Genomic DNA, 26,061 nt, shown 5'->3' with positions numbered 1-26,061 from the left:
CGAGACGACGCCGCGCCGCTTCTCCCCCGAATGGGCTCAGACCCTACGACTTCATCTTCGCAGCTTCGGCCAGGAGTTCCTCGGCGTGGGCGACGCCCAGGTGGGAGTCGGGCATGCCCGCGAGCATGCGAGCAAGCTCACGTGCCCTCGCGGCGTCGTCGACCACGCGCACGCCCGAGACCGTGACCGCGCCCGAGGTGTCCTTGGAGACGACCAGATGGCGGTTGGCGAACGCGGCGACCTGCGGCAGGTGGGTGACCACCAGGACCTGGTGGCGGCGCGCGAGCTTGGCGAGGCAGCGGCCGATCTCGATGGCCGCGCCGCCGCCGACCCCGGCGTCGACCTCGTCGAACACCAGGACGGGGGGCCCGCCGATCTCGGCGAACACCACTTCGATGGCGAGCATCACACGCGACAGTTCACCGCCCGAAGCGCCCTTGTGGAGGGCCGCGGGGGCCGAACCGGGGTGCGGGCGCAGGAGGAGCTCGACCTCGTCGGTGCCTTCCTCGGTGGCGCCGGAGGGGACGTCGTCCACGACGAGGTCGACGCCGCCGCGCCCGGCCGGGCGCGGCTCGACCGCGGCGACCACCTCGGCGTGGGGCATCGCCAGGCCCTTGAGCTCGGTGGACACCGACGCGGAGAAGCGCTCGGCCACCGCGCGCCTCGACGCCCGCAGCTGCGAGGCGAGCTCGGCCGCGCGGGCGGTGAGGTCTGCGTGGCGGGCCTCCAGCTCGCTCACGCGCTCGTCGGACACGTCGAGCTCGCCGAGGCGCTTCTGCGCGTTCTCGGCCCACGCCAGGACGCCGGGGAGGTCCTCGGCGTACTTGCGGTACAAGGTCTTCAGGGCGGCCTGACGCTGGTAGATCTCCTCCAGGCGCCTCGGGTCGGCCGCGAGGTCGTCGAGGTAGGCCGAGAGGTCCACGGCCGCTTCGGCGAGCAGCGCGCCGGCCTCGGCGAGGCGCTCGGCGAACTCGGCGAGCTTGGGGTCCGAATGCGCGTCGTGCTCCAGCGCGCGGGCCGCGGTGCCGACCGTGTCGGCCGCGCCCCCGTCGCCGGTGCTGGGGTCGCCGGTGATCGCGCCGTGGGCGGTGGCGGCGGCCAGACGCAGGGCCTCGGAGTTCTCCAGGCGGCGGGCCTCTTCGGCCAGCTCGGCGTCCTCGCCGTCTTGGGGATCGACCGCGGAGATCTCTTCGAGCCCGAGGCGGAGCATGTCCGCTTCGCGGGCCATCTCGCGGGCGCTGCCGCGCAGGCGCGCGAGTTCGGTTGCGCACGAACCGAGTTCGGCGAAGACGGCGCGGTAGGCGTCGAGGAGCTTGCCGTGATCGGCCCCGGCGAAGCGGTCGAGCGCGGCGCGCTGCTCGGCCGGTTGCAGCAGGCGCATCTGGTCGGACTGGCCGTGGACCGAGATGGCGAGCTCGCCGAGCTCGGACAGGACGCCCACGGGCGCCGAGCGCCCGCCGACCCAGGCCTTCGAGCGGCCTTCCGACGAGACCGAGCGGGCGAGCAGCAGCTCCCCGTCCTCCAAGTCGGCTCCGGCCTCGATGGCGCGTTCACGCAGTTCGAGCGCGGCCTCGCCCACACTGAGGCGGCCCTCCACGAGGGCGCGGTCCGCACCGAGGGGGGCACGGGAGGCACGACCGCCGAACAGCAACCCCAGACCGGCCACGACCATGGTCTTACCGGCGCCGGTCTCACCGGTGATGCAGGTCAGGCCGGGGTCGAGCGGCAAGGTGGCGTCAGCGATCACGCCCAGGTTCTGGATGCGAAGCTCCTCCAACACGCTTCAGAGCCTATCCCCTGCCGCCGACACTCGCCGGTGCGGAACCGATCAGATCCGGCCGTGACGCCAACCGTCAACGGGCAGAGAGAGTTTCGACACCAGACGCGAGGCGAACGACTGACTCGACATGCGCACCAGGCGCACCGGACGCTCCGAACGCCGGATCGTAACGGTGTCGCCGGCGGTGAGGCGGGTGATCTCCTTGCCGTCGGCGATGAGCGCGCCTTCGGTGCCGACCGATTCGACCCCGATGCGGATCTCCGAAGAGGAGTGGACGACCATCGGCTTCGCGAACAGCGCGTGGGCGTTCATGGGGACGACCACCAGGGCGTCCACATCAGGCCAGACCACCGGGCCGCCCGCCGACATCGCGTGCGCGGTGGAGCCGGTCGGGGACGCGACCACCACGCCGTCGGAGCCGTAGCGGGAGATGCGGGTGCCGTCGATCTCGATGAAGACCTCCAGCATCCGCGCCGGTTCGGCCTTCTCCACCGCGATGTCGTTGAAGGCCCACGAGCGGTGCCGCTCGCCGTCGGTGCCGGTGGCCTCCACCGAGAGCGCGGTGCGCTCCTCGACGGTGTAGTCGCCCGCGAGCAGGCGCGAGACCACGGTCTCCAGTTCGCCGGTCTCGGCCTCGGCGAGGAAGCCGACCTTGCCGAAGTTGACGCCCAGGAGCGGCACGTCGGCTTCGGCGGCCATCTTGGCCGAGCGGAGCACCGTGCCGTCGCCGCCGAGGGCCAGGACCAGGTCGGCGGTGGCGCTGGTGGTCTCGTCGACCACCAGGAGCGCGTCGGGGCGCAGCAGGGAGCGGATCTCGCCGCTGAGGATGCGCACGAGGACGCCCGCTTCGCGGAGCGCGGCGGCGAGCTTCTCGGCGAGTTCGGCCACATCGTCGCGGAGCGGGTGCGTCACGATCACGACGCGTTCCGGCTTCTGCTGCGGGCTCACTCGCTCTCCTTCGGCCACGGTGACAGGGCCTCGAACTGTACCCCTCCGCCGTTCAGCGCTCGCAGGCTTCGTCCACCGCCGCACGGGAGATCGGTGTCACGTCACCGGTCTCCATCCGGCAGAAGAACTCGACGTTGCCCTTCGGGCCGGGCAGGGGGCTGGCGGTGACGGCGGTCGTGGTCCAGCCCAGGCGTCCGGCGGCCTCGACCACGTTCCAGACCGCGTCGGCGCGGCGGGCCGGGTCGGTGACGACCCCGCCGGGGCCGACCTGGCCCTTGCCGACCTCGAACTGGGGCTTGACCATCGGGAGCATCACGCCGCCGGGCCGGGTGCAGGCGGCCAGCGCGGGCAGGACGAGTTCGAGGGAGATGAAGGAGAGGTCGCCGACGGTGAGGTCGACTTGGCCTCCGAGCTGCTCGGGGGTGAGGTGGCGGACGTTGGTGCGGTCGTGGACGACGACGCGGTCGTCGGTCTGGAGTTTCCAGGCGAGCTGGCCGTAGCCGACGTCGACGGCGAGGACCTGGGCCGCGCCGCGGCGCAGCAGGACGTCGGTGAAGCCGCCGGTGGAGGCTCCGGCGTCGAGGACGCGCAGGCCCCCGGGGTCGATGCCGAACGCGTCGAGGGCGCCGATGAGCTTGTGGGCGCCGCGGGAGACATAGTCGTCGACGTCGCCGACGAGGCGGATCGAGTCGTCGCCGGTGACGCTGGTGGCGGCCTTGGTGGCGGGGATGCCGCGGAGGTGGATGCGTCCGGCGGCGATGAGTTCGCGGGCGTGCTCGCGGGAGCGGGCGATCTTGCGGCGCACGAGTTCGGCGTCGAGTCGGTAGCGCGTCGGCATGGCGCGGGCTTTCTACTCAGGCGTCGTCGACGTTGCTGAGGATCTCGGACAGGCGCTGCTGGACGCCTTCGAAGATGTGCACGTGGTCGGTGACGGGCAGGTCGGAGAGCGATTCGAGGGCGCCGAGGGCGGCCTCGATGTCGGCTTCGACGTCGTCGGTGTCGGTGGTGGGCCGCAGGCGGGCCGCGAGGGCTCCTGGGTTGGGCTGGTCGGTCATGCGTCCTCTTCGTCGCTGCTGGCTGTCCTGGTCGACTGCGGGGCGGCGGCGCGGGCCTCGGCTTCGGCGAGGCGGATGCGCAGTTCGCGGATCTGGTCCTCGGAGTGTTCGAGCCGGAGGTTGAGGTCGTCGAGGTCGGCCTGGGTGGCGAGGCCGGCGCGGGCGAGCCCGGTCTCGAACTCGGCGCGGATGAGGCGGCCGATGTCGGTGACGGTGCGCGAGCCGTGGCCGCGGAGGCCTTCGGTGCCGGTGCGGAGGTCCTCGCGGACCTTCCCGGCGAATTCGCGGGCGCGGCGGGCGGGGTCGCCGGCGAGGTCGCGGAACGACGCGAAGTAGGCGCGTGCGCTGTCGGTCATGGCGGTCCCACTCCTTCCGAGAGGTGCCTGTTTCGAGGGACGGTGTCTCTTGACGTCAACGGTACTGCCAAGCTACCGGTGACCGGTCGCGCCCATCGGGACTTACCGGCCGGTAACATACTGTCGGGCGCACCGCCGCGCCCAGCCGATCGAACAGGAGGGCCCATATGGCTACCGTCGACGAATGCCGGACCGCTTTGGAGCAGTTCGCCGAGAATCTGGCCTCGAATCCGAAGTCGGTGAAGAAGCTCACCGGGTTCCAGCGCACGCTCGCGGCCGACATCACCGACCTGAACGTGTCCTTCAACGGGCAGTTCGACAAGGGCAAGCTGATCGACATCGTGGACGGGGACAACCCGGACGCCCAGATCCGCATGATCGTGGCCGGGGACGACCTCGTGAAGCTCGTCGCGGGCGAGCTCGACTTCATGAAGGCCTTCACCTCCGGGCAGGTCAAGATCAAGGCGAACATGATGGACCTGATGAAACTCCGCGGGGTGCTCTAGCGCTTCGCGACGCGAGCGGACATCGGTTCGGGCTGCGTCCCTTGGGTATGGAGCCGCTCGTTGGGTGCGCGGGCGCGGGCCGTTGGGCCCGCCCCGCGCGGAATCGCCAAGTGGCCGGGAAGTGAACGGGTTCTGGACGAGCGAATGCGTCCCGGTCGGGCGCAACAGCATTCGGGCCACGTTGTAATCTTCTGCCCATCTGGGAAGCGCTGACGAATGCTTCCAGCTCAGAGAACTATCGGGAGGACCTTATGGCCACTGTTGACGAAGTCCGCAACGTGTTGGAGAAGCTGGCCGGCAAGGTCGCCAAGAAGTCCGGCGACTTCGACCTCGCAGACGACTTCGAACGCACGCTGGCTGTTGAGATCACCGACCTGGGCCAGGCGTTCAACGCCAAGCTCTCCGGTGGCAAGCTGACCGACCTGCTCGACGGCGACGCCGCCGACGCCGAGGTCCGCATCCTGGTCGCCTCCGACGACCTGATCGCCCTGTCGAAGAAGGAACTCAAGCCCGCCAAGGCGTTCCTGACCGGCAAGATCAAGGTCAAGGCCTCCGTGAAGGACCTCGCGAAGCTGCGCAAGGCCCTCAAGGTCGACTGAATCTTCGGCCGCACGCCCGTCGCGGCCGATGGGAGCAAACGAGCCCGGACTGCGGCAGTCCGGGCTTTTCGTTTGCGCTGGAGTGAAAGCGGGTCAGTCGGCGAGCAGTCGCTTCGCGGCGTCGCCGTCCGGGACGGGGGCCAGCGTCGCGTCGCGGCCGGTCGTGTCGGCTGCGGCCCAACTGAGTTCGCACAGCGCGCGCCAGGCGTCGAGGTCGTCGCCGTCGCCGCCGAGGCGGATCTCGTCGCCTTCCAAGGTGGCCGTCCAGCCGCCGCACTCGACGTAGTCGACCGCGTCGTTCCAGGAGAGCTCAGGATGCGGTTCGGTCAGGGCCGCAAGGCTCCAGCCGAGGTGCGTCGGGCGCTGCTCGGGCGGGAGCGCGAGGGCCTGGCGCGGCGAGACCACTCCGGTGAACACGAGCAGCGAGTCGAGCCCGACCTTGTTCGCGCCCTCGATGTCGGAGTCGGGACGGTCGCCGACCATGATCGCCCGGCCGCCGCTCTTGCGCGCCAACGCGGCCCGGTAGATCGGCGGCTGCGGCTTCCCGGCCACCAGGTGCGGGCCGTGGCCGAGCGCGGTCGCGACCGCGCCGACCATCGCGCCCGTGCCGGGCAGCGGACCGTCCGGAGTGGGCAGTGTGGCGTCCACATTGGTGGAGGCCCAGACCGCGCCGGTGCGCACCGCGATCGTGACGTCGGCGAGGTCGCGCCACGTGGTGGCGTAGGTGAGGCCGAACGCCACGCCTTGGGCCGCAACCGGATCGGTGGTGGCCACGAGGCCCTGGGCCTCGACGGCGTCGCGCAGCGCGTCGGAACCGGCCACCAGCACCGCGGCGCCTTGGTCGAGGCGCTCGCGCAGGCCTTCCGCGACCACTTGCGCCGAGGTCAGGACCTCGCTCGCCTGGGCGGGGATGTCCATGCCGCGCAACGCGTCGGCCACGGTCTCGGGGCTGCGGGACGCGTTGTTCGTGACGAACACCGGATCGCAGTCGAGCCCCGGAAGGGCCGCGATGGTCGCGGCCGCTTCCGGGATCGGCTCGTGGAGCAGGTAGACGACTCCGTCGAGGTCCAGCAGCGCCAGGTCATAGGCGCGGGCGAGAGCCTCAGGGGCGCCTTTCAGTCGGGTCATCGGACTCCTCAGCGTCAGGGTTCGCTTCGTCCTTCGATGAGGACACGTCGTTCACGGGCGCAGTCTTGGCGGCCGCAGTCGCATCCCGCTCGTCGTCGTTGACGGGGGCTTCGGACTCGTCGTCCTCTTCGTCGTCGGTGTCGAGGTCGTCCTCGTCATCGTCGAAGTCGTCTTCGTCGGAGTCGTCGTTCTCTTCGAACTCGTCGTCGTCCTCGAAGTCGTCCTCGTCGTCCAGGTCTTCGTCGTCGTCATCGTCGTCTTCGCGGTCGTCTTCATCCGCGTAGTCGTCGTCTTCGTCGTCGAAGTCCTCGTCCGAGTCCTCGTCATCCTCTTCGTCGTCTTCGAAGTCGTCGTCCTCGTCGAACTCCTCGATGGCGATGCCTTCGAGTTCGAGGAGGCGCTCGGCCGCGCCGGTCTCGCCTGCCTCGTCGGCGGCGACGGCCTTCGAGAGCCATTCGCGCGCTTCGTCTTCGAGGCCGTCGGCCAGGAGGCCCTCGGCGTAGGCGTAGCGGAGGCGGGCGACCCAGGGCTCGGACTTCGGCGAGTTGAGCGCGCCGACCTTGAGCATCGCGGTGGCGGCCTCGCCCATGCCCATGTCGCGGCGGGCGCCGGAGGCGACGATGAGCAGCTCGACGCGCACCTCGGGGTCGACGCTCTCGTCGCTGCCATACTCACGGTAGATGTCGATCGCGCGCTCGGGGTGCCCGAGGGCGCGCTCGCAGTCGGCGATGAGGGCCACGTGGTCGTGCGTGCCGCCGAGCCGCTGCGCGGCCCGGAGCTCGTTCACGGCCAGCTGCCACTCCTCGGCGCCGTACGCGGCCACACCGGTGACCTCGCGGACCACGGCCACGCGGGAGGCCTTGCGGCGCGCGTAGCGGGCCTGTTCGAGGGCGCCTTCGACGTCGTCCTCGGCGAGCAGCGCGGCGGCGGCGATGAGGCGGTTGCCCACGGCCTCGGCGAGCTGCTTGTTCAGGCTGCGCAGCCCGGCCTTGGTCTCCTTGTCGAGCTGGTCGAAGCCGTACTCGACGCCTTCGGGCAGGTCCGGGGCCGCGTCGGTCTCGCCGAGGCGGATCGGGCCCTCGTGGCCGGCCTCGCGCTCTTCGAGCGGACGCAGGTTGTCCTTGCCGCGGCGTTCCCGGCCGTCACGGCCGAGGCGGTCGTCGCCGCGGTCGTCACGACGCGGACCGCGGTCATCGCGGCGGGGGCCCCGGTCGTCGCGGTTATAGCCACCGCGACCTCGGTCATCGCCATCGCGACGCGGGCGGTCGTAGCCGCCGCGGTCGTTGTCCCGGCGGGGCCGGTCTTCGCGGTTCTCGAAACGGCGGGGCCGGTCGTCATCGCGGCGCGGACCGCGATCGCGGTCCTCGAAGCGGCGCGGGCCACGGTCGTCGCCGTCGCGACGGGGGCGGTCATCGCGGTTGAAGCCGCCGCGATTGCCACGGTCGCCGTCGAAACGACGCGGACCCCGGTCATCGCGGTTGTAACCACCGCGACCTCGGTCGCCGCCATCGCGGTTGTACCCGCCGCGGCCACCTCGGTCGTCACGGTTGCCTTCGAAGCGGCGGGGGCCGCGGTCGTCGCGGTTGTAGCCACCACGGCCCCGGTCGTCGCCGTCACGGCGCGGGCGGTCGTCACGGTTGAAGCCGCCGCGATTGCCCCGGTCACCGTCGAAACGACGCGGACCCCGGTCATCGCGGTTGTACCCGCCTCGGCCGCCGCGGTCGTCGCGGTTGTAGCCGCCGCGACCTCGGTCATCGCCGTCACGGCGCGGGCGGTCGTCGCGGTTGTAACCACCGCGTCCCCGGTCATCGCCACCGCGCCCGCGATCGTCACGGTTGTACCCGCCACGGCCCCGGTCGTCGCCGTCACGGCGCGGGCGGTCGTCACGGTTATAGCCACCACGGCCGCCCCGGTCGTCGCGGTTGTACCCGCCGCGACCGCGGTCGTCACGGTTATATCCGCCGCGACCTCGATCGTCGCCGTCACGGCGCGGGCGGTCATCGCGGTTGTAACCACCGCGCCCACGGTCGTCACGGTTGTACCCGCCACGGCCGCGATCGTCGCGGTTGTAGCCGCCTCGGTCGTCGCGGTTGCCCTCGTAGCGGCGCGGCCGGTCGTCCCGGTCGTCGCCTCGCCTCGGGCGATCGTCGCGGCCCTCGCTGCGACCGTAGCCGCCTCGGTCCGAACGGTCGCCGTAGCCGCCGCCCTCGCGACGGCCGTAGCCGCCTCGTCGGTCTTCTCCACCCTTGCGGGCGCGGCCGTCTTCAGCCACGAGCTTCTCCCCCTCTGTTCACCGCGACAAAACCAATCAAGTGTAGGCCTCAGCCGATGAGCTCGACCCCGGCGACGGTCTTCTTGCCGCGCCGGATCACTCCGTATTTGCCGTGAAGCAGGTCAGAGGGGTTGATAACGGCCGCCGCGTCGGTCACGCGGACGTTGTTCAAGTACGCGCCGCCCTCCTTGGCGGCGCGGCGGGCCTCGCCGAGGCTCGCGACCACACCGGACTCCTTCATGGCCTCGGCCACGGTCACCTCGGGCTTGTGGAGCCCGGCCAGACCGGCCTCCACGAGCGCGGCGCGCAGCGTGGGCTCGGGCAGGTCGGCGAGCTCGCCGCGGCCGAACAGCGCCTGCGACGCGGCGATCACGTGCCCGGTCTCCTCCTCACCGTGAAGGAGCGAGGTGAGCTCCTCGGCGAGGGCCTTCTGCGCCAGGCGCGCGGCGGGCTTCTCGGCGGTGGCCCGCTCCAGCTCCTCGATCTCCTCGTGGGACTTGAACGAGAAGTACTTGAGGTAGCGCACCACGTCGGCGTCCCCGGCGTTGACCCAGAACTGGTAGAACGCGTACGGGCTGGTCAGCTCCGGGTCGAGCCAGACCGCGCCGCCCTCGGTCTTGCCGAACTTGGTGCCGTCGGCCTTGGTCACCAGCGGGGTCACGAACGCGTGCACGTGCTCGGCCGCGCGGCGGCGGATGTAGTCCACCCCGGCGGTGATGTTGCCCCACTGGTCCGACCCTCCGAACTGGAGGGTGCAGCCGTGGCGGCGGTGCAGCTCGAAGTAGTCGTGCGACTGGAGCAGCTGGTAGGAGAACTCGGTGAAGGAGATCCCGGAGTCCAAGCGGGCCTTGACGACCTCGCGGGCGAGCATCTTCGAGATCGGGAAGTGCTTGCCCACGTCGCGCAGGAAGTCGACCACCCCGAGCTCGGAGGTCCAGTCGAGGTTGTTCACCGGCACCGCGCCGTTGTCGCCGTCGTAGGTGACGAACGGGGCGACCTGCGCGCGGATCTTCTCGACCCACCCGGCCACGACCTCGGGCGGGTTGATGCTGCGCTCCCCGGCCTCCTTCGGGTCGCCGATCTGGCCGGTCGCGCCCCCGACGAGCAGCAGCGGCCGCAGCCCGGCGCGCTGGAGGCGGCGGGCGGTGAGCACCTGCATCAGGTGGCCCACGTGCAGGCTCACCGCCGTGGGGTCGAAGCCCACATAGAACGTGACCTGCCCGGCGTCGACGTGCTCACGGAGCGCGTCGATGCCGGTCGAGTCCTGGATGAGGCCGCGCCATGCGAAATCGTCGAGAATATGCACCCTGTCATTGTGCCTTAGGAGGCGAAACGCTTTTCGGCACGCGCGGACGGCGTGGCCCCGGTCAAGCCTCCGTGAGGGTGCCCGTGCCGCCCAGTGCCAGCGCGGCCTCGACCTGGACGCGGAACTCCTCGGCCGCGGCGGTCTTGGCGGCCTGCTTGGTGGAGCCGCGGCCTTCGGCGGTGAGGGCCTCGCCGGTCTGGCGCACGCGGGCCCCAGGGCGGCAGGTGAAGACGCGCTCGTGGGAGGGGCCGTCGACCTGGAACTCCCATTTCAGGCCCGTCAGGACGCCGCGGGCGGCGTAGATCTGGACGGCCTCGACCGGGTTGACGGCCGCGTCCACCAGGAGCTTGCGGGGGCCTTCGACGCGGGGCGTGGCGGGCACGTCGGCGGAGGGGTCGGGCAGGCCCGCGAGGCGGGCCACGAGGGCGAGGGCGGCCTGGTTGCGGGCGTCTTTCTTGTTGCGTTGCAGGCGTTTGGGGGATTCGACGGTCTCGTCGGCGTAGGTGATGGCGACCTTCGCGGAGAAGAGGGGGCCTTCGTAGGCGGGTTCGGGTTCGACGGTCCAGTGGACGTTGGTCTCGTTGCTGACCGGGCCGCCGAGGCGGTCTTGGAGGTAGACGTTGACGATCGACTGGGCCTGCTGGGGTTCGCGGGCGAGGCGGCGGTTCATGCGTTCGCGCAGCGGCTGGAGGTCGCCTTGGCCGTAGAGGTAGACGGTGGCGAACTCGCGGAGGAGGAGTTCGCGGGAGTGGAAGCGCCGTTCGGTCTCGGCGGCGAGCCCTGGGGGGAGGTCGGCGCGGTCGACGGCGAACTGGAGGACGCGGGCGAACTGCTTGTAGGGCAGTTCGGAGAAGTCTCCTGTGGCGGCCTGCTTGGCGGTCTCCTCGGCGGCGCGGCGTTTGAAGTACTCGGCCTTGGCGTGGCGTTCGGCTTCGACGGTGTCGTTGACGTGGGCGGCGATGCCTTCGAGGTCGTCGAAGGAGTACGGGCTGGGGTGGCCGAGGGCCGCGGCGAGGAGGATGCGCTGGGTGACCAGGTCGGGGTAGCGGCGGATGGGGCTGGTGGCGTGGGTGTAGACGGGCAGTTGGAGGCCGTGGTGGCCGTGGACGGTGGGTCCGTATACGGCGGCGCGGGCGACCATGCGCATGCGGGAGCGGAGCATCTCGAAGGCCGCGCCGTCTCCGGCGGCGGCGATGGAGTCGAGTTCGCCGCGCAGTTCGGCGGGGTCGCCGGCGACGGCGGCGAGGCGGTGGTTGCGGAAGAGGATCGGGAGGTCCTCGCGCACGGCCCAGGCCGCGATCTGCGCGTTGGCGGCGATCATGAACTCCTGCACGATGATGTAGCCGGAGTTGCGCATCGAGGTGTCGAGGCGGACGAGCTGGCCTTCCTCGTTGGTGGCGAAGCCCGAGAGGAGGTCGTAGAAGGCGAGGGCACCGGCGTTGCGGCGCGCGGCGAGCATGGTCTGGGCGAAGCGCAGGGCCAGCGCGAGGGTGCCGTGGAGGGGGTGTGCGGGGTCGCCTGAGGCGGTGGCGGCTTCGGCGTGGGTGAGGATCCAGGAGGTGGTGAGGCGGCCGGGACCGAGGTCGAGGGAGCGGACGTTCCCGGCGGCGTCGATGTTGAGGTGGACGGCGAAGGTGGCGTTGTCGCGTCCGGGGGTGAGCGTGGCTTCGTCCACGAGCGGGGCGGGGAGCATGTGCCGGGTGTGCTCGGCTCGGTACTGGGTGTGGACGCGGCGGTGGGCCTCGGTGTCGGCGCGGCCACCGGTGGTGACGTGGTCGGCGACGCGGGCGATGTGGATCCAGACGTCGAAGCCGTCGCCGTCGGGCTCGATCCAGATGGCGTCGTCGCGGTCCACGGTGGTCGCGGCGTCGATCATGATGCCGGTCTCGGCGGGGTGGTGCACGGGCAACTGCGCTCCTTCGAGGTCCAGCCGCCATGGTAACCGCCCGCACACCCGCTGCGCGCGAACGCATGGGGCCCGGGTGTCCGCGATGTGAACACCCGGGCCCTCATTCGTCAGGGTCGCAGGTCCCAGGTCTGGAGTCGGCCGCACATGCCCCAGCGGGGGACGGCGTCCCCGGCGTCGGACACGTGGGCGTCGCACAGATGGGTCGCGTCGGCGTTCGCGAGGGCGTCGAGGTGCGCTCCGGTGGCGTCGGCTTGGGCCTTGGGTCCGTCGGCCCAGAGCTTCCGCCAGGCTTCGGTGCGGCCTGCGACGAGGCGGGCGGCCTTGTCCCACAGCGGTCGCATCGCGCTCGGGCCTTCGGTCTCGACGCGTTCGCGCAGGGCGAGGTAGCCCTCGACGGCGAGGTCGCGGCGGGTGCGGGCGGCGTCGCCGCGCTGGTCCTCGGTGAGGTCCGGTGCGGCGGGTGCGCCCGCGGCGGCGGCGTAGGCCTCGGGGTCGTCGAGGATCGCCTCAGGGAAGGTGATCACGGCGTCCCCGGCTTCGGGGATGCCCGCGTTCTGCATGACCACGACGAGCTGGAGGTCCCCCGAGCCGTTGACGAGGCGGTGGACGGTCCCGGGGGTGAACCATAGGACGGTGCCGCGCGCGAGGTCGTGGCGCTGGTAGCCGTCGGCCGAGAGGGTCTCGACCGCGCCGGTGCCTCCTACGACCACATAGCCTTCGGTGGAGGCGGTGTGGAGGTGCGGGGAGCCTCCGGCCTGGCCGTCGGCGGTGGGCCAGTCGTAGACCGAGAGCAGGGAGACGGCGGTGCCGCCGGGGAATCCGCTCACGCGCCCGCCAGTTTGTCCAGCTCGGTGGCGGCGAGCGCGGCGGTCTTGGCGGCGCCTTCGATGCCGGTGTCGCCGTTGATGATCGCGACGGCGTGGCGCAGGGTCACGGTGTCGCCGGGGGCCATCGGCAGTTCGGTGTCGAAGAACGGCGCGGGGCAGACCGCGGCGAACGGGGTGGAGCGCACGAACCATTTGACGGGCGCGCCGGGGTTGGCCGGGTGGTCGGTGAAGACCAGGGTGGAGGCGGCGTCGACCGAGTCGTGGGTGCCGCGGAAGGCCATCCAGTCGCCGCGGACGCCCATGAGCTCGTCGCCGCCTTCGCCGTCGGCGGTGTAGACGCGCCCTTCGGTGAAGGAGCGGGGTCCGCGCCAGAAGAAGCCGCCGTAGCCGGCGTTCTCGCGGCCTTCGGTGGTGGGGCTGCCCATGACCACGGTGTCGCCGGAGTCGTTGGTGAACGCGGTGGAGAAGGAGAGCACCCAGGTGTCGTCGGCCAGGACGGTCACGGCGAAGGCGCGGGTCTCGGAGAAGAAGTGGCGGCCGTCCTCGGTGATCCAGTCGAGGCGTTCGGTGGCGCGCACGCCGTCCTCATCGGCGGTGAGCTCGGTGAACTCGCGGTGGACCATCGCGCCGTCGTTCTTCTCGTCGACGTAGCCGAGGTCGCGGCGGTAGGTGCGTCCGCCCCAGAAGTTCTCGGGTCCGGCGTTGGGGAGCGAGAGGGCGATGCCCTTGTGCCACACGTGGTCGTGGGGCCGGTAGAGGCTCACCTGGTTGCCCGCGAGGTCGCGCAGCGGCTCGAAGTAGGGCCGGGGGGACTCGAACTGGTCGTTGTCGGGACGGTAGACGTACCGCAGGATCTGGAGGTCGCCCTTGGTGATCGAGAGGGCGGTGCCGTCGTCGGCGAGTTGCAGCGTCATCGGTGTTCTCTCCACTCGGGTAGTCGGTGAGGTCGTCACTTGAGGTCGGGCCACGGGGTGCCGGAGCCGTTCATGCGCTGGTAGAACGGTGAGGTCGGGTCGATCTCGCCGGCGCGGACGCGGGTGCCGGTGAACGCGGAGGCGTAGATCGCGGCTAGCAGTTCGAGGGTGCGGCGGGATTCGGCGAGCGGGACGGGCGGCTCGGCTCCGCCGTCGAGGGCGTCGGCGATGCGGGCGAACTGGGCGCCGTGGCCGGAGGCGCGGCCGCGGGGCTCGGCGGCCCAGGCCCGGTCGACCTCTTCGGCGGCCGACTCGATCGGGTGCACGGTCCAGTTGTCGTCGCCGTAGCCGTAGAGGTGGTCCAGTTCCACGGTGGCCGTGTCGAAGTCGAGGCGGATCTGGGAGACCTCGCGCGGGGAGAGCAGCGAGTTGGTGATGACGACGGACGCGCCGGACTCGAGGGTGACGATCGCGTGCGAGACGTCCTCGGTGTTGGTGGTGCGGCGGTGGCGGTGCGCGGTGGCGACCACTTCGGCCCAGGGGCCCACGATCGACAGGAGCGTGTCGATCTGGTGGATGCCGTGGCCCATGGTGGGGCCGCCGCCTTCGGATTCCCAGCGGCCGCGCCAGTCGACCGCGAAGTACTCCTCGGGCCGGAACCAGAGGGTGTCGCATTTGGCCACGGCGAGGCGGCCGAGGACGCCGGAGGCCATCATGTTGCGCACGCGTTCGGCCGCGGAGCCGAAGCGGTGCTGCGAGATGACCGCGAAGTCGCCCTTCGAGGCCGCCGAGGCGGCGGCGATGCGGTCGAACTCCTCCAGGCTGAGGGCCGGAGGCTTCTCGCACACGACGCCGACGCCCGCTTCGAGGGCCGCGATGGCGCCGGGGGCGTGGAGCACGGGCGGGGTGCACAGGTCGACCAGGTCGAGCTCCTCGTTCGCGAGGAGGTCTTCGATCGAGGTGTAGCCGCGGGCGACGCCGAACTTGTCCTTGAACGATTCGAGCCGCGAGGCGTCGGGGTCGACCGCCGCCACCAGCTCGATCCGGTCGGGGACGTGCTTGCGCAGCTCGTCCGCGTGGAGGTGGGCGATGCCGCCGGTGCCGACGATGGCGAGGCGGTGGGTGGAGGACACGGTGGACTCCTTCGGAGCGGAGGATTTGTAAGCGGTTTCCAGCGTCTCGGGCCATACTAACCGACCCGCTAGCCGAGTGTGATCTGCGTCCGAGTCGTCAGCGCACGGGTGCCCGGTTCGAGGCAGCGCGGCTCGGTGACCTGCACCGTCACCGCCGATTCGGTGTCGGCGGCCGAGCGGGCGAGTCGCAGTTCGAGCGCGCCGGACTCCACGACCCAGCTCCCGTCCGCGCCGACGAACGCGGCCATGCAGGCCGGCATCGCGAAGCGGACCTCGCCGCTTCGGCCCGGTTCGAGCCAGAGGCGCGCGAAGCCGACCAGGCGCTGCACGGGCCGGACCGTGGTCGCCACAGGATCGTGCAGGTAGAGCTGCACGACCTCGGTCCCGGGGCGGTCCCCGGCGTTGGTGATTCGGACGGCGACCTCGACGGTGCCTTCGGGGCCCACTTCGGGGCCCGAGACGAGCTCGGCCGGGGCCCAGTCGAAGCGGGTGTAGGAGCGGCCGTGGCCGAACGCGTACGCGGCGGTCGGGTCGACCGTGGAGACCGAGGAGCGGCGGGCCAGTGAGGGTGCGAGGTAGGTCGCGGGAGGTGAATCGGGGCGGGCCGGGACGCTCGCGGGCAGGCGGCCTTCGGGTTCGGACGCTCCGGTGAGGACCGCGCTGATCGCGCTCGCGCCCTCCTGTCCGGGCAGGAAGGCCTGCACGATGGCAGCGGCCCGCTCGGGGGCGGTGCCGAGGGCGTAGGGGCGGCCCGAGATCACCACGACCACGACCGGGGTGCCGGAGTCGAGGACCGCTTCGAGGAGCTCGGGCTGGCGGCCCGGCAGGGCGTGGCTGGGGGCGTCGCAGCCTTCGCCGGAGGTGCCGCGCCCGAACAGGCCCGAGCGGTCGCCGACGGCGATGATCGCGAGGTCGGCGGCGGCGGCGGCGTTCGCGGCCTGGGCGATCTCGGCGTCGGTCGCTTCGAGGACGGTGCCTCCGGCGACGTGCTCGATGAGGGAGCCCGCGAGGTCGGCTTTGAGGCGTTCGGCGAGGGTCGCGATGGACACGCCCATGTCGACGTGCGGGTAGGGGTCGTCGGCGTCGATCGCGTCGGCGTCGTTGCGGCCGTGGTGGTTGGGGAACGCGTAGCAGCCGAGCATGACGGCCTTGTCGTCGGCGACGGGCCCGACGAGCGCGACCTTGGCGGGGGCGGCGAGCGGGAGCGTGCCGTCGTTGGCGAGCAGCACGATGGACTTGCGGGCGATCTCGGCGGCCAGAGCGCGGTTCTCGGGCGGGTCGAGGTCGACCTCGGTCGGGGCTTCGGGGAGCTCGTCGAGCAGGCCCAGGCCGATCTTCTGGGTCAGGACGCGTTCGACGGCGCGGTCGATCACGTCCTCCTCGATCTGCCCGGCGGCCACGGCGGACAGCAGCGGGGCGCCGTAGCAGTCCATGTTGGGCAGTTCGACGTCCACGCCTCCGGCGAGGGCGAGCACGGCGGCGTCGGAGCGGTCGGCGGCGATGCCGTGGAGGGAGTTGAGGAAGTTGACGCCGAAGTAGTCGGCCACCACGGTGCCCTCGAAGCCCCACTCGTCGCGCAGGACGCCTTGGAGGAGGCGGGGGTCGGCGTGGGCGGGGACGCCGTCGTGGGCCGCGTAGGAGGCCATGACCGATTGGGCGCGGCCGATGCGCACCGCCATCTCGAAGGGGGTCAGGTAGGTCTCGGCGAACTGGCGCGGTCCCATGTAGACGGGCCCGAAGTTGCGGGCGGCGTGGGAGGCGGAGTACCCGGCGAAGTGCTTGAGGGTGGCCACGATCCCTGCGTCCTGGAGGCCCGCGACGTAGGCGGTGGCGAGCGAGCCGTTGAGATAGGGGTCCTCCCCCATGGTCTCTTCGGTTCGGCCCCAGCGGGAGTCGGCCACGACGTCGAGGACCGGGGCGAGGCCCTGGTGGACGCCCACGCCGCGCATGGAGGCGCCGATGCGGCGGGCCATCTCGCCGATGAGGTCGGGGTCGAAGGTCGCGCCCCAGGCGAGGGCGGTGGGGAAGATCGTGGCGCCGTGGGCCATGAAGCCGGTCAGGCACTCCTCGTGGGCGAGCGCGGCGATGCCGAAGCGGCTGGAGGAGCGGATGCGGCGCTGGAGCGCGGCGAGGCGGGCGGCCCCTTCGGCGGCGTCCACGCGGGCCGAGCCGAACGGGCGGGTGAGCTGGCCGAGACCGTGGGCGGCGGCCTCGATGCCGGTGGCGCTGCCGGCCTGTTCGCTCTGATGGGGGGCCATGTCCCCGGCGTCGGCGTCGACCCCGAGCCACAGGCTCGACAGCTGCGCGCACTTCTCTTCGAGGGTCATCCGCTTGACCAGACCGGCGGCGCGCTCGGCTGCCTCCGCGGGGGTGTCGGTGTGCATGCTGCTCCACTCAAGCGGCCCGCCGGAGCAGAAGCGGGCCGATAGTTTCCGAGAATTATCTGATCGTTTTCGATACAGGTTTGCACACCATAACATTGATGACCGTCCACATCTAGCGTCAATTTTTCGGTGGGATGCGTTTGCCAAGGTGATGGAAGAAGGCGGGTTCTTCGAAACTTTCGGACGGAATCCGGGAGCCCGGACCGGCGGCTATAGGATGTCCGCACTACCGTTGGGTAGTGCACCCCTGCGACCGAGGCTCGCGGTGCGACGGACCGAAGCAGCAGGAGGACCCTTGAGCGAAGCCGAACACGGGCGCATCACGATCCGCGCCATCGCCGACGAGGCGGGCGTCAGCGTGCCCACGGTCTCGCGGGTCATCAACGGCCGCTCGGACGTCGCCCCCGAGACCCGCAAGCGCGTCGAGGAGCTGCTCAACGAGCGCGGGTACCAGCGGCGCCGCTCCACCCGCACGACCAGCCGCGCGCGCCTGGTCGACCTGGTGTTCAACGAGCTCGACAGCCCGTGGGCCGTCGAGATCATCCGCGGGGTCGAGGACGCGGCCCACGCGGCGGGCGTCGGCACGGTCGTCTCGGCGGTCCACCGCCGCCGGGCCTCCACCGAGCAGTGGCTCGACAACCTGCGTACCAGGGCCTCCGACGGCGTGATCCTGGTGATCTCGCAGCTCGCGTCGCCGATCCTGGAGCAGCTGCGGCACCTCGGGGTGCCGCTGGTCGTGCTCGACCCCTCGGGCGGGCCGACGATGGACGCCCCGGCGATCGGGGCCACGAACTGGGCCGGGGGCCTCGCGGCCACCGAGCACCTGATCTCGCTGGGACACCGGCGGATCGGGTTCATCCACGGCCCCAAGCAGGTGCTGTGCTCGCGGGCGCGCTTCGACGGTTACCGGGCCGCACTGGAGTCGGCCGGTCTCGCCTTCGACTCCGGCCTGGTCTTCGACGGGGACTTCTACCACCAGTCGGGCTTCGACGCCGCCGCGGCGCTCATGGCGCTGCCCGAGCCGCCCACCGCGATCTTCGCGTCCTCGGACCAGATGGCCTTCGGCGCGTACGAGGCGATCCGCCAAGCGGGCCTGCGCATCCCCGAGCACGTGAGCGTCGTCGGCTTCGACGACCTCCCCGAGTCGCGCTGGACCTCGCCGCCGCTGACGACGGTGCGCCAACCACTCGCCGAGATGGGAGCCCTCGCGGCCCGCACGGTCCTGGAGATGGCCTCGGGCAACGAGATCGACTCGCCGCGCCTGGAACTGGCAACGGAACTGGTGGTCCGGGAGTCCACAGCGGCCTACGACCCGAAGTGAAGCGAGCCTGATTCACTGTCGGACCCTCGACGTAGTTTGGTTGACGAGGGGGCCTTTGTTTGGGACATTTCGTAAATGTCGGACATGCGAAGAAAGAACCTCGCGTCTGACACGCCCGAAGGCCCCCGCGAGCCCCGCGTCGCGCCCTCAGGCGTTCGGGGCCACCTCGGTGCCCGCTCCCCGCTTGCGGGGCTTGACGGTCTCCCTGACCGCCTCCGGAGCCGAATCGAGGCCGAGTGGGACCAGGCCGCAGTCGGCGATGAGGGCGAGGTCGTCCTTGGCGGCCTGGCCCTCGCTGGTCAGGTAGTCCCCCAGGAAGATCGAGTTGACGATCTGGAGCGCGATCGCCTGCGCCTGCCGCAGGTGGACCTCGCGGCCGGCGGCGAGGCGGACCTCCGCGGCCGGGTTGGCGAGGCGGACCATCGCCAGGATGCGCAGGCACCGCTGCGGCGTCAGGTCCCAGCGGCCTTCGAGCGGCGTGCCGTCGAAGGGCAGCAGGAAGTTCACCGGGATCGAGTCCACCCCGAGGTCCCGCAGGCCCAGGGCCACCGAGACCAGGTCCGCGTCGGCCTCGCCCATCCCCGCGATCAGGCCCGAGCACGGCGACAGGCCCGCCCCCTGCGCGGCGTTGACGGTGTCGACGCGGTCGGCGAACGTGTGCGTCGAGCAGATCTCCGCGTACGTGTCCTCAGAGGTGTTCAGGTTGTGGTTGTACGCGTCGGCGCCGAGCTCGGCCAGCCGGTCGGCCTGGCCGCCCTTGAGCAGCCCCAGGCACGCGCAGACCTCGACCCCGGGCGCGGCGTTCTTGACCGCGGCGATGGTCTTGCCGACCCGCTCCACGTCCATGTCGGTCGGACCGCGGCCGGAGGAGACCAGACACACCCGCGAGGCCCCGCCCGCGACCCCGGCGGCGGCCTGCTCGGCGGCCTGCTCGGGGGTCAGCCACGTGTACTTGAGCACGTCGGCCTTCGAGCCCAGGCGCTGCGAGCAGTAGCCGCAGTCCTCGGGGCACAGCCCGCTCTTGAGGTTCACGAGGTAGTTGAGCTTCACGGTGTTCCCGAAGTGCCGGAAGCGAAGCCGCGCGGCCGCGGCCACCACGTCCATCAGCTCGGCGTCGGTACTGGCCAGGACCGCTTCGAGGTCGGCTGCGGCCGGTGCGGACCCGGCGTCGGCGGCGTCGGAGAGTCGGCCGAGGGCCTCGTTCACAGCTGGCATGGCGCGATCTTGCCACAGGGGCCACAGGAGCGTTTTTTCGGCCGGTTCGGCATTCACTGACCGGTATCGCCTTCCGAAGTCATACTCGGGCCGGAGCGTCGCGAACCGCCTACACTTGCTACAGTGGGTGGTCGGTGCTGCGATGAACGCGGCGGGCTGGTGGAGATCCCCCCTGCGCGCGTTGCGAATGACGAACCGCCCGAACCATCCGGAGAGAATCAACCGTGCCGATCGCACCTGGACAGCCGGCGTTGATCGCCGTCGCCGTCGCGACCCTCTGGGCCCAGCCCTCCGCCCCGGGCCCCGAGGACCGCCTCGCGCTGGGCTCCCCCTCCGCCATCCGCGAATGGGTCGCCCGGCTCACCAACGACACCCGCGCGAACGGCCTCAAAGGACGCGTGCGGACCCAATGCCTCCTCGGCACCCGCGTCGAGGTCGACAAGATCGAAGACGGCTGGGCCGAGGTCCGCTGCCCCGCGCAGCAGACCGGGGGCTGGCTGCCGGTCGACCAGCTCGCGCACCCGGCCGAGAGCGACAACAGCGGCGCCGAGCACCTGGTGAGCGCCACGGCGACGGCCGTGCGCGACGAACCCGGCGGCGACGTGTCGATCCCGGGGGTCACGCTCGGCACGCGCCTGCGCGTGGTCGGCAAGCCCTACCGGGGCTGGGTCCCCGTGGCCCTGCCCGGGCCGCGCCAGCCCGGCTGGGTCCCCCAGCGCGACCTGGCAGCCGAGCCCGCCACCGAACCGGGCACCCCGTCCACGGCGCTCATCGCCGCCGGACTCGACGCGGTCAAGCTCGCCCACCAGCTCCTGGAGATCCCGTACCTGCACGGCGGCGTCAGCGCCTACGGGCTCGACGCGGCCGGGCTGATCTGGATCGTCTACCGCCAGTTGGGGATCGACGTGCCGCGCTTCGGCGACGCGCTCGTCGAGGCGGGCGAGGCCGTCGAGTTCGACCAGCTGCACCCGGGCGACCTGGTGTTCCTCGACCACGGCGGCGACCCGCGCACGCCCGCGATCCTGGCCGAACGCAGCCAGAGCGACCTGCCCGAGGTGATCCTGTCCTCGGCGGTGTACGGCAAGGTCGTGGTCGAGCCGATCAAGGACTCCGAACTGGCCAGGATCAAGACCTGCCGGAGGATCACCCTCAAGGCCTAGCGACGCGAAGACGGCCCGCCCCTCACCAGGGGCGGGCCGTTTCTCGTGGTCTAGAGCTTGTCGGCTCCGGTGCTGGCCGGGACGTGCTGCTCCTTCTCGGCCTCGGCGAAGAGCTCGCGCCAGGTCTTGCCGTCGCGGCGCAGGAGGATCCCGTTGGTGACGATCACCGCGGTGAGCACGCCGGCGATGACGCCCAGCGAGAGCGGCGTGGGGATCTCGGGGATCGACTCGATGTGCTCGCCGCCGTTGATGAACGGCAGCTGGTTCTCGTGCAGGCCGTGCAGCACGAGCTTGACCCCGATCCAGCCGAGGATCGCGGCCAGGCCCAGCGAGAGGAACCGCAGCGACTTCAGCAGGGCCGCCAGCAGGAAGTACAGCTGCCGCAGGCCCATCAGGGCGAAGATCGTGGCGGTGAAGACCAGGTACGGCTCCTGCGTCAGGCCGAAGATCGCCGGGATCGAGTCCAGTGCGAACAGGATGTCGGTCGAGCCGATCGCGAGCATCGCCAGCAGCAGCGGGGTCACGAACTTGACGCCGTCGATGCGGGTGGTCAGGCGTCCGCCGTCGTAGTCGGGGGCCACACGCAGCCTCGACTCGGCGAAGCGCATGAAGCCGTTCTGCGGCACCTCCTCGCCCGGGCCGCCCTTCTCACGCAGCTGGCCCCACGCGGTCCAGATGAGGATCGCGCCGAAGATGAGGAAGACCCAGCTGAAGCGCTCGATGAGCACCGAGCCGACCGCGATGAACCCGCCGCGCAGCACGATCGACAGCACGATGCCGACCAGCAGCACCCGCGACTGGAGCTTGTCGGGGACGCGGAACGCCTGGATGATCAGGAGGAACACGAAGAGGTTGTCCACCGAGAGCGCCAGCTCGGTGAGGTAGCCGGCGTAGAACTGCCCGCCGAACGTGGGCCCTTCGGTGACGAAGATGAGCGCGCCGAACGCCAATGCCGCGCCGACGTAGACGCCGGCCCAGGTGGCCGACTCCTTGGTGGAGAGTTTGTGGGGGTTGCGGACCGCCATGATGAGGTCGAACACGACCACGGAGGCGAGTCCCGCCATGGTCAGCACCCAAGCCCAGGCCGGGAGTTCCAATGTGTTGCCTTCCTTGCTTCGAAGGGTCACATGGTCTCTCCCGATCCTCTCGGACCAGCGTCACCGGGGACCGATCACGGTTCCGTGCATTGACGACGACGCTAACAGCGCTGGACGCTGCGGGATACTCCCCATCTACCTGATTCTGAACAGACCGTCTAATTCTGCCTGCCAGAATCCGACTTGTCATCCGTCTGATATGTGACATCACTCTCGAGGTCACGGCAGGTGCATCGAGGCCGTCTTCCATTGTGACAGGCTCGCCGCATGGTTCTCGAAGTCGCTGAAATCAAGATCACCCCCGGGCAGGAAGAGGCCTTCAAGGAGGCGTACCGCTCCGCCCGCGAGTTCGTGCGGGTCTCCCCCGGGCTGCGTTCGATGCGCATGACCCAGGGCGTGGAGAACCCGAGCCGCTTCGTGCTCGTGATCGAATGGGACTCCGTCGAGGCCCACGAGCAGGGCTTCCGCGAGACCGACCGGTTCCCCAAGTGGCGCGAGGCGATCGGCCCGCACTTCAGCGAGCCCCCGTTCGTGGAGCACTTCGAGGACGTGGACTAGCGCGGCCCCGGTACCGCCGAGCCTGGGCCGCGGTGAACCCCTACGTGACCTGGTCGATGTCGCGCAACTCGCGCTTGAGGTCGGCGATCTCGTCGCGGTAGGCCGCGGCCAGTTCGAAGCGGAGTTCCCTTGCGGCGGCGAGCATCTGCTCGTTGCGGTCGTCGATTTGCTGGAGGATCTCGGAGCGGACCTTGCCCGCGCCCTTGGCGTCCTTGGACTTGCCGCGCGCCGGTCGCTCGGATTCCACGAGCTTCGCGGTCTCGGCCGCCGAGTCGTACAGGTCCTCCATGATGTCGCCGATGCGCTTGCGCAGCGGCTGCGGGTCGATGCCGTTGGCCTGGTTGTAGGCCACCTGCTTCTCGCGGCGGCGGTCGGTCTCGTCCAGCGCGGCCTTCATCGAGTCGGTGACGTTGTCGGCGTACATGAGCACCGTGCCCGACACGTTGCGGGCCGCGCGGCCGATCGTCTGGATCAGCGAGGTCGCCGAGCGCAGGAAGCCCTCCTTGTCGGCGTCGAGGATCGCCACGAGCGAGACCTCGGGCAGGTCGAGGCCCTCGCGGAGCAGGTTGATGCCCACGAGCACGTCGTAGTCGCCGCGGCGCAGTTCGCCGAGCAGCTCCACGCGGCGCAGCGTCTCGACCTCGGAGTGCAGGTAGCGGACCCGGATGCCGTTGTCGAGGAAGTAGTCGGTGAGGTCCTCGGCCATCTTCTTGGTGAGGGTGGTGACCAGGACCCGCTCGTCCTTGGCGGCCCGCTCGCGGATCTCGTGCATGAGGTCGTCGATCTGGCCCTTGGTGGGCCGGATCTCCACGTGCGGGTCGACCAGGCCGGTGGGGCGGATGACCTGCTCGACGAACTGGCCGCCGGACTGCGCGAGCTCCCACTTGCCGGGCGTGGCCGAGAGGTACACGGTCTGGCCCACCCTCTCGCGGAACTCGTCGAAGCGCAGCGGCCGGTTGTCCTGGGCGCTGGGCAGGCGGAACCCGTGGTCGACCAGGTTGCGCTTGCGCGAGGCGTCGCCCTCGGACATCGCCCCGATCTGCGGCACGGTCTGGTGCGACTCGTCGAGGATCGTGACGAAGTCGGAGGGGAAGTAGTCCAGCAGCGTGTGCGGCGGAGTGCCCGGGGCGCGGCCGTCGATGTGGCGCGAGTAGTTCTCGATGCCGTTGCAGGTGCCGGTCTGCTTCATGTTCTCCAGGTCGAACACGGTGCGCATGCGCAGGCGCTGGGCCTCCAGGAGCTTCCCCTGGGACTCCAGCTCGGCGAGGCGCTCCTCCAGCTCGGCCTCGATGGTGGCGATCGCGCGGGTCATGCGCTCGTTGCCGGTGGCGTAGTGCGAGCCGGGGAAGATGAGCACCCGGTCGACCTCGCGGATCACGTCGCCGGTGATCGGGTGCAGGTAGTAGAGCCGGTCGATCTCGTCGCCGAACATCTCGATGCGGATCGCCAGCTCCTCGTAGGCCGGGATGATCTCGATCGTGTCGCCGCGGACCCGGAAGGTGCCGCGGGTGAAGGCGATGTCGTTGCGGCTGTACTGGACGTCCACGAGGCGGCGCAGCAGCTTGTCGCGGTCCCACTCCTGGCCCACGGCGACCTCGGTGGCCTGCTCGAGGTATTCGGCGGGCGTGGCGAGCCCGTAGATGGCCGAGACGGTGGCGACCACGACCACGTCGCGGCGGGTGAGCAGCGAGTACGTGGCGCGGTGGCGCAGCCGCTCGACCTCCTCGTTGATCGAGGCGTCCTTCTCGATGTACGTATCGGTCTGGGCCACGTAGGCCTCGGGCTGGTAGTAGTCGTAGTAGGAGACGTAGTACTCGACCGCGTTGTTGGGCAGCAGCTCGCGGAACTCCTTGGCCAGCTGCGCCGCGAGGGTCTTGTTGTGGGCCATCACCAGCGCGGGGCGCTGGAGCTGCTCGATGAGCCACGCGGAGGTGGCGGACTTGCCGGTGCCGGTGGCGCCGAGCAGCACCACGTCGCGCTCGTCACGGCCGATGCGCTCGGTCAGGTCCTTGATCGCCGTGGGCTGGTCGCCCGACGGCCGGTACTCGCTGACGACCTCAAAGCGCCCCTCGGCGCGGGGAATATCGAATGCCACGGCCCTACCGTAGCTCTGGGGTACGACATGGCCCGGCGGCGGCGGTGACTTTTCGGGCGCCGACTCGTTTGACCCTCGTGAGCTCCACTACCTCAATCTCCGGGAAATCGGCCCTCATGTGGGTCATGGCCATCATCGTCGCGATCGCCCTGGCCGGGTGGTTCGCGGTCTCGTGCGGCGCGGACCGCCCCGGGGCCGAGCGACCCGTCAGCGAGGAGGAGGCCGCGCTGCTGGCCGGGATGCGCCACCGCAACGCCGGCGCCGACCCGGTCGCGCTGCGCATGAGCCTGCCGGTCGACGGCGAGCAGGTCACCGTCGACGCCTACCTCGACTGGCGGGCCCCGATGCTGTACGCGCGGGTGCCCGACGGCGAGGGGCACCGCCTGGTCCAGGCCATACCGGGCCTGGTGGCCTCGCACGCCGACGACGAGCTGGCGTTCGGCGACGTCACGGTCCCCGAAGGGGACTGGACCACGCGGCAGATGCTCTCGGGCGCGGCCACCCCGCTGGACACCGCGTTCGACATCCTCGCGTCCTCGCTGTTCACCCTGACGGCGGACACCGCCGACGACCCGGCGGTGCTGGCCGAGAAGGCCACGTGGCGCGAGGAGGGGGTCATCGACGGCGAGCCGGTGGACTCGTTCCGGGCCCCGATCATGGTCGAGGCCGAGGGTCAGACCGGTCCGACCCCGGAGGCGCTGTATTCGCTGGACGAGCAGGGTGACCTGCGGCGGTTCCAGGTCAACACGGGTGCGGAGAGCCTGTCGGCGGCGGACTTCCTGCGCGAGGCGAAGTTCGACGCTACCGAGCTGGTGCCGATCGACGTGCTCGGCGGGCCCGCGATCGACCCGGTGCCGGTGGACGAGGACCTGGCCGGGACGTTGGCGCAGGTGCGGGCCGAGAACTGGTCGCAGACCGCCGAGGTCGAGCTGGCGGTGCCCGGTGAGGACGGCGGGGTGGCCACGGCGTTCGGGTCGGTCGACTGGCGCACGATGACGGCGTACCTGCACGTCACGGACGCGGCCGGGCAGCGGCTGCTGCTGGCGCGGCCGGGCGGGTTCGCGGTGCGCGAGGCCGATTCGGACGAGTTGCCCGAGGTGCCGCCCACGGAGGGCTGGGAAACGCACGCGCTCACCGACGAGGACGCCTCGGAGAGCTTCGGGTCGGTCGAGACGCTCGCGTACCGGCTGCTGGAGATGAGCGCCGAGGAGGCCGACGACGAGGCGGCGATCCTGGAGCAGGGCACGCTGCTGCGCGTGGACGGGAACGACGAGGAGCCGGTGTACGTGGTCGAGTACCCGGTGGCCGGTGACGCCGACGCCGCGGCGGGCGAGTCCGCGTACCGGTACCACGTGGGCGGTGACCGGCTGCGCGAAGTGGAGATGATGACGTACTTCGGGGTCGCCAGCGCCGAGGTCGACTACGAGGACTTCGCGATGGTCGCGATCCCGTGGGAGGTCGGCGAGAAGATCGGCTGACAGAGACGGTGCGGGGCCCG

General features: G+C 71.0%; 23 protein-coding genes. 7 read left to right on the top strand and 16 right to left on the bottom strand.

The features are described 5' to 3' along the window. Nucleotides 1-43 precede the first annotated feature (43 nt). Genes recN through AB0B28_RS01210 form a run of 5 tightly spaced genes read right to left on the bottom strand, consistent with a single transcriptional unit; the run spans nucleotide 44 to nucleotide 4,139 of the window. Nucleotides 44-1,780, bottom strand: a complete 1,737-nt coding sequence (gene recN, locus AB0B28_RS01230; RefSeq protein ID WP_360114480.1) for a DNA repair protein RecN — start codon at nucleotides 1,778-1,780, stop codon at nucleotides 44-46. Nucleotides 1,781-1,828: 48 nt separating this feature from the next. Next, nucleotides 1,829-2,728: an NAD kinase gene (locus AB0B28_RS01225; RefSeq protein ID WP_360114477.1), complete on the bottom strand. Its 900-nt coding sequence runs from the start codon at nucleotides 2,726-2,728 to the stop codon at nucleotides 1,829-1,831. 52 nt (nucleotides 2,729-2,780) lie between these two features. Next, nucleotides 2,781-3,566 (bottom strand): TlyA family RNA methyltransferase, encoded by a 786-nt coding sequence (locus tag AB0B28_RS01220; RefSeq protein WP_360114474.1) that lies wholly within the window; start codon nucleotides 3,564-3,566, stop codon nucleotides 2,781-2,783. Between the two features lie 16 nt (nucleotides 3,567-3,582). Then, nucleotides 3,583-3,783 (bottom strand): hypothetical protein, encoded by a 201-nt coding sequence (locus AB0B28_RS01215; RefSeq protein ID WP_360114471.1) that lies wholly within the window; start codon nucleotides 3,781-3,783, stop codon nucleotides 3,583-3,585. Then, entirely contained in the window at nucleotides 3,780-4,139 is a 360-nt protein-coding gene (locus tag AB0B28_RS01210; RefSeq protein ID WP_360114468.1) for a hypothetical protein, read from the bottom strand. Before AB0B28_RS01210 ends, AB0B28_RS01215 begins: the two co-directional genes overlap by 4 nt. Before the next feature lie 167 nt (nucleotides 4,140-4,306). Between AB0B28_RS01210 and AB0B28_RS01205 the strand changes: the two genes are divergently transcribed. Both AB0B28_RS01205 and AB0B28_RS01200 read left to right on the top strand, forming a co-directional pair. Continuing rightward, nucleotides 4,307-4,645, top strand: a complete 339-nt coding sequence (locus tag AB0B28_RS01205) for an SCP2 sterol-binding domain-containing protein (RefSeq protein WP_360114465.1) — start codon at nucleotides 4,307-4,309, stop codon at nucleotides 4,643-4,645. A 251-nt stretch (nucleotides 4,646-4,896) separates the two neighbouring features. Then, entirely contained in the window at nucleotides 4,897-5,244 is a 348-nt protein-coding gene (locus AB0B28_RS01200; RefSeq protein ID WP_360114462.1) for an SCP2 sterol-binding domain-containing protein, read from the top strand. A 93-nt stretch (nucleotides 5,245-5,337) separates the two neighbouring features. Here AB0B28_RS01200 and AB0B28_RS01195 read toward each other — a convergent pair whose 3' ends face one another. After that, nucleotides 5,338-6,372: an HAD hydrolase-like protein gene (locus tag AB0B28_RS01195; protein WP_360114459.1), complete on the bottom strand. Its 1,035-nt coding sequence runs from the start codon at nucleotides 6,370-6,372 to the stop codon at nucleotides 5,338-5,340. Continuing rightward, nucleotides 6,347-7,321 carry a Replicase polyprotein 1ab gene (locus tag AB0B28_RS01190; protein ID WP_360114456.1) on the bottom strand — a complete coding sequence of 325 codons (975 nt, stop codon included), beginning with the start codon at nucleotides 7,319-7,321 and terminating at the stop codon, nucleotides 6,347-6,349. The genes AB0B28_RS01195 and AB0B28_RS01190 overlap by 26 nt, the downstream gene beginning before the upstream one ends. Nucleotides 7,322-7,453: 132 nt before the next feature. Here AB0B28_RS01190 and AB0B28_RS01185 point away from each other — a divergent pair, with 132 nt between their 5' ends. Continuing rightward, nucleotides 7,454-8,704 (top strand): hypothetical protein, encoded by a 1,251-nt coding sequence (locus tag AB0B28_RS01185; RefSeq protein ID WP_360114453.1) that lies wholly within the window; start codon nucleotides 7,454-7,456, stop codon nucleotides 8,702-8,704. Here the strand turns inward: AB0B28_RS01185 and tyrS are convergent. The 6 genes from tyrS to AB0B28_RS01155 form a co-directional block, all read right to left on the bottom strand. Beyond that, nucleotides 8,694-9,950, bottom strand: a complete 1,257-nt coding sequence (gene tyrS / locus AB0B28_RS01180; protein WP_360114450.1) for a tyrosine--tRNA ligase — start codon at nucleotides 9,948-9,950, stop codon at nucleotides 8,694-8,696. The two genes, AB0B28_RS01185 and tyrS, sit on opposite strands and share 11 nt — an antisense overlap. A 61-nt stretch (nucleotides 9,951-10,011) precedes the next feature. Next, nucleotides 10,012-11,853, bottom strand: coding sequence for an RNB domain-containing ribonuclease (locus AB0B28_RS01175; RefSeq protein WP_360114836.1), 1,842 nt, complete (start codon nucleotides 11,851-11,853; stop codon nucleotides 10,012-10,014). A 113-nt stretch (nucleotides 11,854-11,966) separates the two neighbouring features. Beyond that, complete coding sequence (locus AB0B28_RS01170; protein ID WP_360114447.1) at nucleotides 11,967-12,686, bottom strand: cupin domain-containing protein; 720 nt, start codon at nucleotides 12,684-12,686, stop codon at nucleotides 11,967-11,969. After that, nucleotides 12,683-13,600: a PmoA family protein gene (locus AB0B28_RS01165; RefSeq protein WP_360114444.1), complete on the bottom strand. Its 918-nt coding sequence runs from the start codon at nucleotides 13,598-13,600 to the stop codon at nucleotides 12,683-12,685. The genes AB0B28_RS01170 and AB0B28_RS01165 overlap by 4 nt, the downstream gene beginning before the upstream one ends. A gap of 35 nt (nucleotides 13,601-13,635) precedes the next feature. Next, complete coding sequence (locus AB0B28_RS01160) at nucleotides 13,636-14,733, bottom strand: Gfo/Idh/MocA family oxidoreductase (protein WP_360114441.1); 1,098 nt, start codon at nucleotides 14,731-14,733, stop codon at nucleotides 13,636-13,638. A 68-nt stretch (nucleotides 14,734-14,801) separates the two neighbouring features. After that, nucleotides 14,802-17,117 (bottom strand): glycoside hydrolase family 3 N-terminal domain-containing protein, encoded by a 2,316-nt coding sequence (locus tag AB0B28_RS01155; protein WP_360114438.1) that lies wholly within the window; start codon nucleotides 17,115-17,117, stop codon nucleotides 14,802-14,804. Nucleotides 17,118-17,412: 295 nt separating this feature from the next. Between AB0B28_RS01155 and AB0B28_RS01150 the strand changes: the two genes are divergently transcribed. After that, a complete protein-coding gene (locus AB0B28_RS01150) occupies nucleotides 17,413-18,438 on the top strand; it encodes a LacI family DNA-binding transcriptional regulator (RefSeq protein WP_360114435.1) in 1,026 nt (341 codons plus the stop codon). A 147-nt stretch (nucleotides 18,439-18,585) separates the two neighbouring features. Here AB0B28_RS01150 and bioB read toward each other — a convergent pair whose 3' ends face one another. Next, nucleotides 18,586-19,653, bottom strand: coding sequence for a biotin synthase BioB (bioB, locus tag AB0B28_RS01145; protein WP_360114432.1), 1,068 nt, complete (start codon nucleotides 19,651-19,653; stop codon nucleotides 18,586-18,588). 224 nt (nucleotides 19,654-19,877) lie between these two features. Between bioB and AB0B28_RS01140 the strand changes: the two genes are divergently transcribed. After that, nucleotides 19,878-20,813, top strand: a complete 936-nt coding sequence (locus tag AB0B28_RS01140; protein ID WP_360114429.1) for an NlpC/P60 family protein — start codon at nucleotides 19,878-19,880, stop codon at nucleotides 20,811-20,813. A 50-nt stretch (nucleotides 20,814-20,863) separates the two neighbouring features. Here AB0B28_RS01140 and AB0B28_RS01135 read toward each other — a convergent pair whose 3' ends face one another. After that, a complete protein-coding gene (locus tag AB0B28_RS01135) occupies nucleotides 20,864-21,940 on the bottom strand; it encodes a TerC family protein (RefSeq protein ID WP_360114426.1) in 1,077 nt (358 codons plus the stop codon). Nucleotides 21,941-22,177: 237 nt separating this feature from the next. Between AB0B28_RS01135 and AB0B28_RS01130 the strand changes: the two genes are divergently transcribed. Beyond that, nucleotides 22,178-22,468 carry an antibiotic biosynthesis monooxygenase family protein gene (locus tag AB0B28_RS01130; protein ID WP_360114423.1) on the top strand — a complete coding sequence of 97 codons (291 nt, stop codon included), beginning with the start codon at nucleotides 22,178-22,180 and terminating at the stop codon, nucleotides 22,466-22,468. Between the two features lie 40 nt (nucleotides 22,469-22,508). On the opposite strand, the gene uvrB is transcribed toward AB0B28_RS01130, so the two are convergent. After that, nucleotides 22,509-24,563, bottom strand: coding sequence for an excinuclease ABC subunit UvrB (gene uvrB / locus AB0B28_RS01125; protein WP_360114420.1), 2,055 nt, complete (start codon nucleotides 24,561-24,563; stop codon nucleotides 22,509-22,511). Nucleotides 24,564-24,688: 125 nt separating this feature from the next. Here uvrB and AB0B28_RS01120 point away from each other — a divergent pair, with 125 nt between their 5' ends. Next, nucleotides 24,689-26,041 (top strand): hypothetical protein, encoded by a 1,353-nt coding sequence (locus tag AB0B28_RS01120; protein WP_360114417.1) that lies wholly within the window; start codon nucleotides 24,689-24,691, stop codon nucleotides 26,039-26,041. Nucleotides 26,042-26,061: the final 20 nt, after the last annotated feature.

It is taken from the genome of Glycomyces sp. NPDC046736 (assembly GCF_040645615.1).
Taxonomy (GTDB): domain Bacteria; phylum Actinomycetota; class Actinomycetes; order Mycobacteriales; family Micromonosporaceae; genus Glycomyces.
Note: the sequence above shows the minus strand (reverse complement) of the source record. Positions and strands in the feature narration are given on the sequence as shown.

What these genes read in the sequence shown, in the direction of transcription:
- AB0B28_RS01165 (WP_360114444.1), bottom strand. Translation starts at nt 13,600, where the DNA reads ATGACGCTGCAACTCGCCGACGACGGCACCGCCCTCTCGATCACCAAG.
- AB0B28_RS01205 (WP_360114465.1), top strand. Translation starts at nt 4,307, where the DNA reads ATGGCTACCGTCGACGAATGCCGGACCGCTTTGGAGCAGTTCGCCGAG.
- AB0B28_RS01195 (WP_360114459.1), bottom strand. Translation starts at nt 6,372, where the DNA reads ATGACCCGACTGAAAGGCGCCCCTGAGGCTCTCGCCCGCGCCTATGAC.
- AB0B28_RS01210 (WP_360114468.1), bottom strand. Translation starts at nt 4,139, where the DNA reads ATGACCGACAGCGCACGCGCCTACTTCGCGTCGTTCCGCGACCTCGCC.
- AB0B28_RS01200 (WP_360114462.1), top strand. Translation starts at nt 4,897, where the DNA reads ATGGCCACTGTTGACGAAGTCCGCAACGTGTTGGAGAAGCTGGCCGGC.
- AB0B28_RS01155 (WP_360114438.1), bottom strand. Translation starts at nt 17,117, where the DNA reads ATGCACACCGACACCCCCGCGGAGGCAGCCGAGCGCGCCGCCGGTCTG.
- AB0B28_RS01130 (WP_360114423.1), top strand. Translation starts at nt 22,178, where the DNA reads ATGGTTCTCGAAGTCGCTGAAATCAAGATCACCCCCGGGCAGGAAGAG.
- AB0B28_RS01220 (WP_360114474.1), bottom strand. Translation starts at nt 3,566, where the DNA reads ATGCCGACGCGCTACCGACTCGACGCCGAACTCGTGCGCCGCAAGATC.
- AB0B28_RS01120 (WP_360114417.1), top strand. Translation starts at nt 24,689, where the DNA reads ATGGCCATCATCGTCGCGATCGCCCTGGCCGGGTGGTTCGCGGTCTCG.
- bioB (WP_360114432.1), bottom strand. Translation starts at nt 19,653, where the DNA reads ATGCCAGCTGTGAACGAGGCCCTCGGCCGACTCTCCGACGCCGCCGAC.
- AB0B28_RS01215 (WP_360114471.1), bottom strand. Translation starts at nt 3,783, where the DNA reads ATGACCGACCAGCCCAACCCAGGAGCCCTCGCGGCCCGCCTGCGGCCC.